The following is a 12677-nucleotide window of genomic DNA, read 5'->3' as shown; positions in this document are numbered from 1 at the left end:
CCGAGGAAGTTGATTTGTGATGCGCTTATGGGATTTATTTACACGCAGCCCCCGCCCTGCGTGCAACCATTTAAGGCGATATCACTATAAGAGGGTTACATCAATTTTACCCTGACCTATGGCAAAAGAAAAATCTGAGACCCGGAAGACAAGAATAGCAGCCGTTGGCGACATACACATACATGAACATGACAGCGGCAAGTGGTCGGACTTTTTCAGGGAAGTGTCGGAGAAGGCAGACGTGCTGCTGCTCTGCGGCGATTTAACCGATACAGGCAAAGAAGCGGAGGCCGAAGTACTGGCCAATGAACTAAAATCCTGTTCCATTCCGGTGCTGGCCGTACTCGGCAACCACGACTACGACCACGACCAGGTAAAAAAACTGAAGAAAATTCTTACCAATGCTAATATGCGGATTCTGGACGGTGATTTTGAAGTGATCAATGATGTGGGGTTTGCCGGGGTGAAAGGCTACGGCGGCGGTTTCGATAAATACATGCTGGGCATGTTCGGCGAGCAGCTGAACAAGGACTTTGTGCAGGAAACGGTAAACGAAGCCTTAAAACTGGACGCCGCACTGGCGCACCTCGACAGCGAACACGCGGAGCTGAAAAAGGTGGTGCTGCTGCATTACGCCCCGATCCAGGCTACCGTGGAGGGCGAACCGGAAGCTATTTATCCTTTCCTGGGCAGTTCACGGCTGGAGGAACCGCTTAACCGCCGGAATGTGGTGGCTGCTTTTCACGGACATGCCCACATCGGCGTACTGGAAGGCGCCACCTCCACAGGTGTGCGGGTGTTCAACGTGTCTAAAAACATCCTGCTGAAGGAAGGCTATGCAACACCATTTTATCTGCTGGAAATCTGAGTCCGGCTGCAGCAGAGGCTGTGGTGGCAGCAGCAGCAGACTTTTAAAGCAGGCGCAAAGGGAATGGTGACTGCTGCAGATCGTCTGAACCGCTTGTAGAGGTGATGAAAGAAAAAAAGTGGTGCCAGAACTAAAGACTGCAGCTGCCACCACAGCCTCTGCTCCTCCAAAAAATGAGTAGGCGGGTCTGGAGCCCCGCCACCATCATACTCCGGATTAAAAAATCCGGAGTAGCCAAAAAGGCAAACTTCTATTCCTTTACCAGTTCCTGCAGGGCATTGCCGGCACGCTCAAAATGGAAAGCCTCCACCTGCTTTTGCATCAGTTGCCTGATCTGCTCGTTGCAGAGGTTGCCAATACTGCCTTCGTGCGTATGCGTTACAGATTCTGGAACGGTAAAGGTACCAGCTTCAATTGACTCTCCTACTTTCTTATACGCATTCCGGAAAGGTACACCATTCAGTACTTCAGCATTTACGGCATCCACACTGAAAGCGTATTTGTATTTTTCTTCGTCCATGATGTTATCGCGCACCTGCAGGTGCTGTACCATGTAGGTCATCATGCCCAGGCAGTTCTCCAGTTCCGTAAAGGCCGGGAAAACAGCTTCCTTCAGGAGCTGCAGCTCGCGGTGGTACCCGGATGGCAGATTGGTAAGCAGCATGGATACCTCTGTTGGTAGCGCCTGCAGACGGTTGCACTTGCCGCGCATTATTTCAAATACATCCGGGTTCTTTTTGTGCGGCATGATGCTGGAACCGGTCGTCAGGTTATCAGGCAGCGTTACAAAGCCAAAGTTCTGGCTCATGTACAGGCACAGGTCCATGGACATACGGGCCAGCGTAGCAGCTACCGAAGCAATGGCCACACTCACCACCCGCTCTGTTTTGCCGCGGCCCATCTGCGCGTATACCACGTTGTAGTTCAGCGCCTCGAAGCCTAGCAAGTCCGTTGTCATCTGGCGGTTAAGCGGGAAAGACGAGCCGTAACCGGCAGCAGAGCCCAGCGGGTTTTTGTCGGCAATTTTATAAGCAGCATGCAGCATCGTAACGTCATCTACCAGGCTTTCGGCATAGGCGCCGAACCAGAGGCCGAAGGACGATGGCATGGCGACCTGCAGGTGCGTGTAACCTGGGAGCAATTTATCCTTGTGCTTCTCACTTTGCTCCAGCAGCGTCTGGAATAAAAGCTGAACCTGCTCCACCGTTTGCTGCAGCTGGTGGCGGAAGAACAACTTGAGGTCAAGCAGCACCTGGTCGTTTCGGGAGCGCCCGCTGTGGATTTTCTTGCCGGCATCGCCTACACGACGCGTCAGCTCCAGTTCTACCTGCGAGTGCACATCCTCCACACCCGGTTCTATGGCAAAGCTGCCTTCCTGAACGGAAGCATAGATTACCTTCAGTTCCCGCTGCAATTCGTCCAGCTCTTCTTTTTCCAACAGTCCGATACTTTCGAGCATGCGGGTGTGCGCCAATGATCCCAGCACATCGAAGGCGGCCAGTTGCAAATCAAATTCCGGGTCTTTGCCTACGGTAAACTTTTCTATTTCTTCTGCTACGCTTGTGTTCTTTTGCCAGAGCTTCATCTTTTAATGTGCTAATGGGTTAATGTGCTGATGTGCTAATTCTTTTATTGTCTTTCGCTCTTCCGGATATTATATCCGGAAGTTTTTAGGAAGGGGATTACAAATCCCCGTACCAAAGGTTGTAACTGCTGCTGGTTTACGGGGATCTGGAGATCCCCTGCAGTTTGCTTTCGGATGAAAACATCCGAAAGAGCTGTGAGCAGCAGGTACTTTTTGGCTACAGTATTTTTCTTTACTTCTTCACTATCACCTTCTCCAGCAAGGCAATATAGGTGTTAATCCCCTCTTCTATCTCCTGCACATAAATAAACTCGTCAGCCATGTGGGAGCGTGCGGAGTCGCCGGGGCCCATTTTGAGCGATGGGATAGAGAGCATGGCCTGGTCGGAGGTGGTTGGGGAGCCGTAGGTGTTGCGGCCCATTTGGATGCCAGCCTGCACCAGCGGGTGCTCCATCGGGATGGACGAAGGTTTCAAGCGCATGGAACGCGGCGTTACCTGCGACTTCACATTCGACCGGATGATTTCCAGTACTTCTTTCATACTATATGCATCGGTGAGGCGAACATCTACCGTGTACTGGCAACGGTCCGGCACCACGTTGTGCTGCGTACCAGCCTGTATGACCGTAACCGACATTTTGATTGGTCCCAGGTAAGCGGATTCTTTTGGAAAACGATAGTCGCGGAACCAGAGGATGTCTGGCAGGGCTTCGTAGATGGCATTCAGCCCTTCTTCGCGGGCAGCGTGCCCGGAGCGTCCTTCGGCTACACAGTCGAGCACCATCAGGCCTTTTTCAGCGACCGCCAAATGCAGCAAGGTTGGTTCGCCTACTATCGCTACTTCCAGTTCACCGAGTTCCGGCAGGATGGATTCCAGGCCGTTTCTACCGGAAATTTCTTCTTCAGCCGTCGCGGCCATTACCAGGTTGTAGCTCAGGTTTTCCTGCTCATAAAAGTACAGGAACGTAGCCAGCAGCGACACCAGGCAACCACCGGCATCGTTACTGCCCAGGCCATACAGCTTGCCGTCTTCTATGGCAGGTGCGAACGGGTCGCGGGTGTAGCCGGTATTGGGCTTTACGGTGTCGTGGTGCGAGTTGAGCAGCAAGGTCGGCCGTTCGGGCTTGAAATGCTTGTTGTACGCCCAGACGTTGTTTCCCTGTCGCTTTATTTCTACCCCATGCTTTTCCAGGAAGGCCGCTATTACCTCAGCCGTCTTATCTTCTTCCCTGCTGAACGAAGGAATAGAAATAAGTTCCTGCAGCAGATCCAGTGCTTCCTGAAATAGGTATTCTTTGTTCATATACTAAACGCGAAAAGTCCCCCTTTGAAGGGGGTTAGGGGGATGTTGCACGGGCTGTGAATAAAGTTAAATGATTAATTGCCCTCAATAAATTTGTACTCAGGTGTAATACATCCCCCTACCCCCTTCAAAGCTAATCTTGTAGGGAAAAAATGGAATAATAAAATGATTCCTGCCGCCAGTTTGAGCGCAGCGGTAACTTGTGGCTATATATGGTGCCAGTTTTCAACTGGCGTAGCTGAATATTCGTGCTTTTGTAACCACGCCAGTTACAAACTGGCCTCATGGACAACCACCAGTTACCGCTGCGCTCAAACTGGCGATATGTATCTATGAATATGTCAATAGGCATAATATAATGTTCAATATTTTCCCTACAAGATTAGCCTTCAAAGGGGGACTTAGTTACACTGCTTCAGCTAAATCAATCCTTATGATACAGCTGCTCTGCTTTCTGGGAAGAGGTTTTGATGCCTTTGATCATGGCGGAACTGAAGCCATAGTGTTCCATCTCGTTCAGACCGGCAATGGTGCAGCCTTTCGGAGAAGTTACCTTGTCGATTTCGTTTTCCGGGTGGCTTTGGTTCTGGAGCAGTAAAGCAGCTGCCCCTTTGGCTGTCTGGGCGGCCATGTGGAGGGCTTCTTTGGCGTGGAAGCCGATTTCGGTACCTCCCTGGGCAGCGGCACGGATAGAACGCAGGAAGAAGGCGATGCCACAGGCGCACAGGGCAGTTGCAGGCGTCATCATATCTTCCCCAATCTCCACAGTTTCGCCAACGGCTTCGAAGATCTCCCTTACCAGTGCCTGGTTCTCCGGAGAAGCTTTGCTGCTGGTAATACAGGTCATGGATTCGCGGATGGCGATGGCGGTGTTAGGCATGGCACGAACAACTTCCACCTCTTTGCCAATGCGGTTACGGATATCCTGCACTGTTACGCCTGTCACAATAGAAATGAGCAGGTGGCGTGACGGATCAATTTTTTCTGCAATCGAATCGAGCACCATATCCAGTTGCTGCGGCAGAATGCTCAGCACCACAATGTCGGCGCCTGCTACGGCAGCTGGATTGTCGGTGCTCACCTGGAAGCCTTCTTTTGCCATACCATCCAGGCTTCGCAGGTTCCGACGGGTCAGGGTAATGTTTTCTGCTGTGTATTTACCGGATGCTACCATTCCTTTTGCCAGGGCATACCCCATGTTGCCCCCGCCCAGAATAGCTACTTTCTTATTTTCGTTCGTCATTTTTGTTTAAATTAAGATTCTACCATACTTATCTCTTCTCTCCTGTCATCCTGAAATGATCTTGTGGGCGAGATGCAGTAAAGCCAAAGCGGAAGGTACTAATTTAACTACTTGAATTCTAATCTTTATTTTTTCCATTGCCAGCATTCCAAGCGCTCGCTCACGAGCTCCTTTTCAGGATGACAAAAGAGAGCAAAGAAAGATCTGAGCAAATTAAGTTACAAGGTGATCAGCGTACCAGCTTCCCCTCCTGCTACGATGGTATTAATTTCAGCGGCATCGCCTATCACCACTGCGCGTACGCCTTTATCCAGTGCATCGAAGGCATTGTCGAGTTTCGGGATCATGCCCGCTGAAACGACGCCAGTTTCCTTCAGTTCCTGGTATTTTGCCTTATCAATATGGTGAATAACGGAATCGTTATCCTCCGCATCCTGCAGCACGCCGCGTTTCTCGAACGAGTAAATCAGCTTTACCTGGTAAAGAGACGCCATGGCTGTAGCCAGTACCGAGGCAATGGTGTCGGCATTCGTGTTGAGCAGGTTGCCTTGCCCGTCGTGTGTGAGCGGAGCGCAGACAGGTGTCAGGCCAATTTTCAGAAATGTATCCAACGCATTGGCACCGACTGTTTCCGGACCTGCCACATCGCCAACAAAACCGTAATCAACTTGCTTTACCGGGCGTTTGGTGGCCGGAATGATATTGGCATCGGCACCGGTCAGACCGATGGCGTTGCAGCCAAGCGCCTGCAGTTGCGCTACTACATTTTTATTCACCAGGCCCCCGTATACCATCGTTACCAGTTTCAGGGTTTCAGCATCGGTGATGCGGCGGCCATCTACCATGTTGGGCTCAATACCGAGCTGCCGCCCGATAGTGGAAGCAATTTTACCGCCCCCATGGATGAGCAGCTTTGGCCCCTCCAGCGAAGCAAAATCAGCCAAGAACTGCTGCAGCTTTGGTGGCGAGTCCAGGATGTTACCCCCGATCTTTACAATGTGTAATGTCTGCATGAGAAACTTACGCTTTGTTTTCCAGGAGTCTTTTGATAACAGCCTGCGCTGCATAAACCCGGTTGCCAGCTTCCTGAATGACGATGGAGTTTGGACCGTCGAGAATTTCATGGCTCAGTTCCAGCCCGCGGCGAACCGGCAGGCAGTGCATGACTTTGGCATTGTTGGTTTTTGCCAGTTTCTCATTCGTCATCATCCAGCCTTCACCTTCTGTGAGTACTTTACCGTAATCGTGGAAAGATGACCAGTTTTTAATGTACACAAAATCGGCATTCTGCAGCGCTTCATCCTGGTCGTAGGTAATGGTGGCACCATCCGTAAAGCTGCTTTCCAGTTCGTAGCCTTCCGGGTGCGCGATCACGAAATCTACATCAGCGGCGCACATCCACTCGGCAAAGGAGTTAGGAACTGCCTGTGGCAGGGCCTTCACATGCGGTGCCCAGGTTAGTACCACCTTCGGCCTTAACCCGGTTGGTTTGTGCTCGGTGATGGTGATCAGGTCCGCCAGGCTTTGCAGCGGGTGGCGTGTGGCAGATTCCAGGCTCAGAATTGGCACCCCGGCATACTTCATGAATTTATTCAGGATGTCTTCCGAATAATCTTCTTCCCGGCTCTGCAGTTTTGGAAAGGAACGTAGCCCGAGAATATCGCAGTACTGGCCCATCACGGCAGCGGCTTCACGAATGTGTTCCACCGTAGTGCCGTTCATCACCACACCATCCTGTGTTTCCAGCGCCCAGCCTTCCTTGTCCATGTTCATCACCATCACGTTCATGCCCAGGTTCAAGGCTGCTTTCTGGGTGCTCAGGCGCGTGCGCAGGCTGGGGTTCAGGAATATCAGGCCCAGTGTTTTATTTTCTCCCAGCGATTTATGCGCATACGGATTCTTTTTCAGTTCCAGGGCTTCCTGTACCAGTGCAGCCACATCAGGCACATCATGTACCGAAGTATAGTTTTTCATAGTAGGTTCTTTTTAGGAAAGTAAGGCTTTAAAAGCATTTAAAAACTGATCTGCCTCTTCTTTCGAAATGGTTAAGGCAGGCAATAAGCGTAAGGTGTTTTTGTTCGAAGCCGAACCGGTAAAAATTTTGTACTCGCTCAGCAGTTTGTTTCGCAGCGGCGCGCTGTTTTCCCCAAGTTCCACCCCGATCATAAGGCCCTGTCCGCGTACTTCTTTTACACCCGGCAGTTGTTTCAGCTCTTCCATCAGGTAATTGCCGATGGTCGTGGTGTTTTCCAGCAGGTTTTCCTGCTCCATTACTTCCAGCACAGCCAGACCAGCAGCACAGGCGAGGTAGTTCCCCCCAAAGGTGGTGCCCAGCATGCCGTGTTTCGCCTGGATAGCAGGATTGATCAGTACTCCCCCGATAGGGAAGCCATTGCCCATGCCTTTGGCTACCGTTATAATGTCGGGACGCACATCAGCGTGCTGGTGCGCGAAGAATTTACCGGAACGGCCATAGCCCGACTGAACTTCGTCCAGGATCAGGAGCGCTCCCTTCTCCTTACACAGCGTGTGTACTTCCTGCAGGAACGCCGGCTCCGGAATATACACACCGCCTACACCCTGAATGCCTTCTACAATTACAGCGGCTATTTCTTCGCTTGCAAAAGCTTCTTTTACGGCATTCAGATCGTTGAATGGCAGAAACAGGAAATTATCCGTTTCGTTGATGGGCGCGATGATGCCAGGATTATCAGTCGCTGCCACGGCAGCGGATGTGCGGCCATGGAAGGCGTTTTTAAACGTGATCACCTTTTTTCTCCCGGTATGGAAAGAGGCGAGTTTCAGGGCATTTTCATTGGCTTCGGCACCGGAATTGCACAGGAAGAGGCTATAGTCGTCGTAGCCGCTTAGCTGTCCTAGCTTCTGCGCCAGTTCTTCCTGCATGGGCATTTTAACGGCGTTGGAGTAAAAGCCTATTCTGTTCAGCTGCTCCTGTACGCGCTGCACATAATGCGGATGGCTGTGACCAATGGAAATAACGGCATGACCGCCGTAGAGGTCGAGGTACTCGGTTCCCTGCTTGTCCCATACCTTCAGGCCGGAAGCTTTAACAGGTTCTATATCAAAAAGCGGGTAAACGTCGAAAAGATTCATGTTGTTGAGGTTGAATCGGTGAATAATTGTCCCCCTTTGAAGGGGGTAAGGGGGATGAGGCACGGGCTGTAGGAAAAACCTGCATTCCTACAGCCTGTACAGTAAAGGCTTCAAGCCAGTAATTCGCTTATGTAAATCATCCCCCTACCCCCTTCAAAGGGGGACAGAAATGCCAATATCAAAATTCTAAAACGCCGAAGGCTTCAGCTTCAGGCCGGCGGTTTCTTCTAAGCCGAACACGAGGTTCATGTTCTGCACCGCCTGACCCGCAGCTCCTTTCAGCAGGTTGTCGATCATGCTGGTGATGACCAGCTGGTCGCCGTGCTTTTGCAGTTGAATGATACACTTATTGGTGTTCACCACCTGCTTCAGGTCCGGATTCTGCCTGGTGAGGTGCACGTACGGGTGACCGGCATAATAGCCTTCATACAGCTCCTGCGCTTCCTCCAGCGTTAGGTTTGTCTGCAGGTAGGACGTAATGAAGATACCGCGGGCGAAGGGGCCCCTGTACGGGATAAAATGGATAGGTGGTACCTGCTCCGACTGCAGCTGCTTCAGCGTGCGCCTGATTTCGCGCAGGTGCTGGTGCTCCATCACTTTGTAAGTGGACACGTTCTCGGTGCGCCAGCTGAAGTGCGAAGTCGCGCTCAGGCTCTGGCCGGCACCGGTGGAGCCGGTAATGCCGCTCACGTGCACCGGTGCATCCAGTTTTCCCTCAGCAGCCAGCGGCAATAAGCCCAGCTGTATGGCCGTAGCAAAACAGCCCGGGTTGGCGATGTGCTGTGCCTCCTTTATCTTTTCACGCTGTAGTTCCGGCAGTCCGTAGATAAATGTTTTACCGTCAGCTTCCACAAAAGCTGCTTCCGTGCCTTCGTTCCAGCGGAAATCCTGGCTCAGGTCGATGATGCGGGTAGCAGCGGGTATGGTGGCTGTAGCTAAGAACTTTTTGGCCTCGCCGTGACCCGTGCACAGGAAGAGCACGTCAACGGGAGCATCTGCTTCAGCAGTAAAGGTAATATCTGTTTCGCCCAGCAGGTCAGGGTGCGTTTCGTAAACGGGCTTTCCCGCCTGGCTGCGGCTTTGTACGAAGGCTAAAGACACCTGTGGGTGGTTGAGCAGCAGGCGCAGCAATTCGCCGCCTGCATACCCGGCACCACCCACAAGGCCTGCCACTATTTTTTCTGCCATTAGTCCAGTGTTCCGTTTATCTTGTGGTACATCACGGACTGGTTACCGAATATCTTCGAGAAGCCTTTTACATCGTCGCCACTCCAGCCTTTGTTCATCTCGCCGTAGCTACCGAACTTCGACGACATCAGGTCGTGCTCCGACTCAATACCTTCAATCTGGAAACGGTAAGGCGCCAGCAGTACGAATACTTTTCCGGTTACGTTCTCCTGCGTATGCTCCAGGAACGCCTCGATGTCGCGCATCGTCGGGTCCAGGAGCTGACCTTCGTGCAGCCAGTTGCCGTACCATACCGACAGCTGGTCTTTCCAGTAAATCTGCCACTTGGTAAGCACGTGCTTCTCCAGCGCATGATGCGCCTTAATGATCACCATCGGTGCAGCAGCTTCAAAGCCTACACGACCTTTGATGCCGATGATGGTATCGCCCACGTGGATGTCGCGGCCAATGGCAAACGGACCTGCCATTTCCTGCAGCGCCTGGATAGCTTCTACCGGATTCTCATAAGTCTTGTCGTTAATACCTTTCAGTTCGCCTTTCTCGAAGTGCAGCGTAACACGCTCCGGCTGCTCCTTGCTCAGTTGGGTGGGATAGGCCTCTTCGGGTAGTGGCTGGTTGGATGTTAAGGTTTCCTTTCCGCCCACAGATGTACCCCAGATTCCTTTATTAATTGAGTATTGTGCCTTTTTAAAATCTACCTCCACCCCATGCTTGCGCAGGAACTCAATTTCCTCTTCTCTTGAAAGTTTGTTGTCACGAATCGGCGTTAAGATCTCCGTATCCGGAATCATCATCTGGAAGATCATGTCGAAACGCACCTGGTCGTTACCGGCTCCTGTACTGCCGTGGGCCACATAGGCAGCACCTACGGCTTTGGCATGACGGGCAACGGCAATTGCCTGCGTTACACGCTCTGCACTTACCGATAAGGGATAGGTGTTGTTTTTAAGTACATTGCCAAAAACAAGATACTTAATGCAGCTCTGATAGTAGTATGCGGTTTCGTCGAGCGTGGTGTGGTCTTTTACACCAAGCGAGTAAGCACGAGCTTCCACATCTTTCAGCTCCTCCTCCGAAAAACCGCCTGTATTTACTAACACCGAATATACTTCCAGCCCTTTGTCTTCTTTCAGGTGCTTTACGCAGTACGATGTGTCCAGTCCGCCACTAAAGGCCAATACTACTTTGTTGTTCATTATAAAGGTTTTAACTGTGTATAGGTTGAAGGTTTGGGTTTTCTATTTCTGTTGCTTCTGCCGCCAATGAACGATATTGCTCATTCGCGGCCATCCGCTTTTTTTCGCGTTCCGGATCATACAGCATGGCTGTGCACAGGCAGTTGGTACGGCCTTTCATGGTCAGAATTTCGAAGTTCACGCAGCTTTTGCAGCCCTGCCAGAACGCTTCATCTTTCGTTAACTCAGAATAAGTTACCGGAGAGTAACCCAGTTCTGTGTTGATGCGCATGACAGCAAGCGCAGTTGTGAGTCCGAATATCTTGGCATCCGGGTATTTCTTGCGCGAAAGTTCAAATATCTTCTTTTTAATTTGTTTAGCCAAACCACTTTTGCGCAGATCAGGCGAAACAATCAAACCGGAGTTGGCTACATATTCGCCATGGCTCCAGGTTTCGATGTAACAGAACCCAGCCCAGGTGCCGTCCTGTTGTAATGCAATAACAGCTTTGCCTTCCAGCATTTTCTGCGCAATGTAATCAGGGGAGCGCTTGGCAATACCGGTGCCCCTTGCTTTGGCAGAAGATTCCATCTCGTCACAGATCTGAGAGGCATATTTAACATGTTGCTCATCGGCAACTGTAATTATAAAAGAAGTTTGATTATTCATCTTAACATAAGCGCTGTTTATGAAACAGCGAAAGAAAAATTCTGATTTATAAAATGACAGCAATAATCAAGTTATACCTGCAGTATAACTACCGGCTTATTATTAAATAAAGGAAAGTGTGGGAATAAAATGACTACCGCTTAGGCAATCGGAATGCGTGCCGGCCTACGGCCTGTAAAAGAAAGGTGTTACAAAAGCCTGCAAAACTACCTTGTCGGAGAAGGTAGAAAAAGTCGCACTCGCTTGTAAGGAGTGTTTTATCATTTCAGATGATAAAAGCGTCTTTTTTTTCATTTTATAATCTATGGTAATTGTATCTGCCTTGTTTATACCAGATATCGGCGCAAATGTTTCTTATAATTTTTGTAAAAAACAACAGGCAAATAAAATATATTGTTATGTGTTCAGAAATTACCAGTTTTTGCGCTTTAAAATTAACAAAAACTCAGCCAATTTTAAGGAAATTTCTAAATTTTTATTTTTGTTTAAACACAAAGCCTTAACTTTCATTTCTATATTTAAGTTCAATAATGAAAGGTTACTCTATCAGGTTGTTCATCGGTATTGCTTTTTCGGCTATCGGTACTGCTTCCCTTTTTCTTACAAGAGAAATTTTAACTTCCGCTATCTGGTTAAGTTTTGGTAACGGCCTCATTCTCACCGATTATAAATTTAAACGCAAGAATGAAGATGGTACCGTCTCGTTTGCGCCTGTTCCAAAAGCGAGATTCTATACGGGGCTTTTCCTGATCGTTTTTGCGGTGCTACTCTTATTCTTCCAGATTTACCTGGATATGCAGCAGGTGGAGTAGGATTTGGTGGATACTGCCTTAGAGCAGCAGCAGTGGGTCTGGTGGCTGGTGGTGCATAGCTTTTGGTCTTCTCAATTATGTACCGGTGCCGTGGTTGCAATCACTTTGTTAGGATAAAGACTGGGATGATGTTGCTTCAATAACCACAGATAGTCAATAGAGCAACAAGAGACAAATTGAATCTTTTAAAGAAATTTGCATTCAGTAAAAGACAGCTTCAGGTGATTGCAGGCTAGAAGACACAATGGAATAGTACAATTTACAGCAGATTGTTTTTTCGCAGTCCCACAAAACTATTCGTTACTTTGTCATCTTTAGGGATGACAAGAGGGCTTATATTTACGGAAGTGGGTAATGGTACTACCTGTTTGGATCTTGGCCACAAAATTTTTACAAGCTGACAAGAAAACACAAAATGGTGTGGCAAAGTAGATGCTACCCATCTGTTGATTCGTGGTGCAGACAATCTACTGCACCTGCCACCACAGCCGCTGCTGTTGCTTAGCTTCCTTTTTACGACACACTCCCGTGTAGTAATGTAGCTCAGGAATCCTGCTGCCACTCTCACCACAGCCTTTGCTCCTTAAGTAGGAGCAGTTAAACATACTACAATCATCCTAAAATGCAAACAGCCCCTGCACATTGCTGTACAGGGGCTGTTGGAATGGTGTTGGCGGCTACCTACTCTCCCGGATGTGACTCCAGTACCATCGGCGCAT

At 49.9% G+C, this 12677-nt stretch carries 11 protein-coding genes; 2 read left to right on the top strand and 9 right to left on the bottom strand.

From position 1 onward, the window contains the following. Positions 1-118: 118 nt before the first annotated feature. Positions 119-868 (top strand): metallophosphoesterase family protein, encoded by a 750-nt coding sequence (locus tag DCW36_RS21190; RefSeq protein ID WP_114783068.1) that lies wholly within the window; start codon positions 119-121, stop codon positions 866-868. Positions 869-1118: 250 nt separating this feature from the next. Here DCW36_RS21190 and argH read toward each other — a convergent pair whose 3' ends face one another. From argH to DCW36_RS21145, 9 genes are all read right to left on the bottom strand, one after another. After that, complete coding sequence (gene argH / locus DCW36_RS21185; RefSeq protein ID WP_114783067.1) at positions 1119-2453, bottom strand: argininosuccinate lyase; 1335 nt, start codon at positions 2451-2453, stop codon at positions 1119-1121. A 232-nt stretch (positions 2454-2685) separates the two neighbouring features. Beyond that, positions 2686-3756, bottom strand: coding sequence for a M20 family metallo-hydrolase (locus tag DCW36_RS21180; RefSeq protein WP_114783066.1), 1071 nt, complete (start codon positions 3754-3756; stop codon positions 2686-2688). A 424-nt stretch (positions 3757-4180) separates the two neighbouring features. Then, positions 4181-4999, bottom strand: coding sequence for a pyrroline-5-carboxylate reductase (gene proC / locus DCW36_RS21175; protein ID WP_114783065.1), 819 nt, complete (start codon positions 4997-4999; stop codon positions 4181-4183). Between the two features lie 218 nt (positions 5000-5217). Continuing rightward, positions 5218-6012 (bottom strand): acetylglutamate kinase, encoded by a 795-nt coding sequence (gene argB / locus DCW36_RS21170; protein WP_114783064.1) that lies wholly within the window; start codon positions 6010-6012, stop codon positions 5218-5220. A 7-nt stretch (positions 6013-6019) separates the two neighbouring features. After that, positions 6020-6973, bottom strand: a complete 954-nt coding sequence (locus DCW36_RS21165) for a Rossmann-fold NAD(P)-binding domain-containing protein (protein WP_114783063.1) — start codon at positions 6971-6973, stop codon at positions 6020-6022. Positions 6974-6985: 12 nt separating this feature from the next. Then, the gene (locus tag DCW36_RS21160) at positions 6986-8113 is read right to left on the bottom strand and encodes an aspartate aminotransferase family protein (RefSeq protein WP_114783062.1); all 1128 of its coding nucleotides are present in this window, start codon (positions 8111-8113) and stop codon (positions 6986-6988) included. A 186-nt stretch (positions 8114-8299) separates the two neighbouring features. Continuing rightward, positions 8300-9301 (bottom strand): N-acetyl-gamma-glutamyl-phosphate reductase, encoded by a 1002-nt coding sequence (gene argC / locus DCW36_RS21155; protein ID WP_114783061.1) that lies wholly within the window; start codon positions 9299-9301, stop codon positions 8300-8302. Continuing rightward, positions 9301-10497, bottom strand: coding sequence for an argininosuccinate synthase (locus DCW36_RS21150; protein WP_114783060.1), 1197 nt, complete (start codon positions 10495-10497; stop codon positions 9301-9303). The genes argC and DCW36_RS21150 overlap by 1 nt, the downstream gene beginning before the upstream one ends. A gap of 10 nt (positions 10498-10507) precedes the next feature. Next, positions 10508-11146 (bottom strand): GNAT family N-acetyltransferase, encoded by a 639-nt coding sequence (locus DCW36_RS21145; protein WP_114783059.1) that lies wholly within the window; start codon positions 11144-11146, stop codon positions 10508-10510. A 530-nt stretch (positions 11147-11676) separates the two neighbouring features. Between DCW36_RS21145 and DCW36_RS21140 the strand changes: the two genes are divergently transcribed. Further along, a complete protein-coding gene (locus tag DCW36_RS21140; protein WP_114783058.1) occupies positions 11677-11958 on the top strand; it encodes a hypothetical protein in 282 nt (93 codons plus the stop codon). The last annotated feature ends 719 nt before the right edge of the window (positions 11959-12677 follow it).

This window comes from Botryobacter ruber (assembly GCF_003347595.2).
Taxonomy (GTDB): domain Bacteria; phylum Bacteroidota; class Bacteroidia; order Cytophagales; family Hymenobacteraceae; genus Pontibacter; species Pontibacter ruber_A.
This window is presented reverse-complemented; position numbering and strand designations above follow the sequence as displayed.

Coding starts and splice junctions, on each gene's coding strand:
- DCW36_RS21180 (WP_114783066.1), bottom strand. CDS start 3,756: ATGAACAAAGAATACCTATTTCAGGAAGCACTGGATCTGCTGCAGGAA.
- DCW36_RS21145 (WP_114783059.1), bottom strand. CDS start 11,146: ATGAATAATCAAACTTCTTTTATAATTACAGTTGCCGATGAGCAACAT.
- argC (WP_114783061.1), bottom strand. CDS start 9,301: ATGGCAGAAAAAATAGTGGCAGGCCTTGTGGGTGGTGCCGGGTATGCA.
- DCW36_RS21165 (WP_114783063.1), bottom strand. CDS start 6,973: ATGAAAAACTATACTTCGGTACATGATGTGCCTGATGTGGCTGCACTG.
- DCW36_RS21150 (WP_114783060.1), bottom strand. CDS start 10,497: ATGAACAACAAAGTAGTATTGGCCTTTAGTGGCGGACTGGACACATCG.
- proC (WP_114783065.1), bottom strand. CDS start 4,999: ATGACGAACGAAAATAAGAAAGTAGCTATTCTGGGCGGGGGCAACATG.
- DCW36_RS21160 (WP_114783062.1), bottom strand. CDS start 8,113: ATGAATCTTTTCGACGTTTACCCGCTTTTTGATATAGAACCTGTTAAA.
- DCW36_RS21190 (WP_114783068.1), top strand. CDS start 119: ATGGCAAAAGAAAAATCTGAGACCCGGAAGACAAGAATAGCAGCCGTT.
- argH (WP_114783067.1), bottom strand. CDS start 2,453: ATGAAGCTCTGGCAAAAGAACACAAGCGTAGCAGAAGAAATAGAAAAG.
- DCW36_RS21140 (WP_114783058.1), top strand. CDS start 11,677: ATGAAAGGTTACTCTATCAGGTTGTTCATCGGTATTGCTTTTTCGGCT.
- argB (WP_114783064.1), bottom strand. CDS start 6,012: ATGCAGACATTACACATTGTAAAGATCGGGGGTAACATCCTGGACTCG.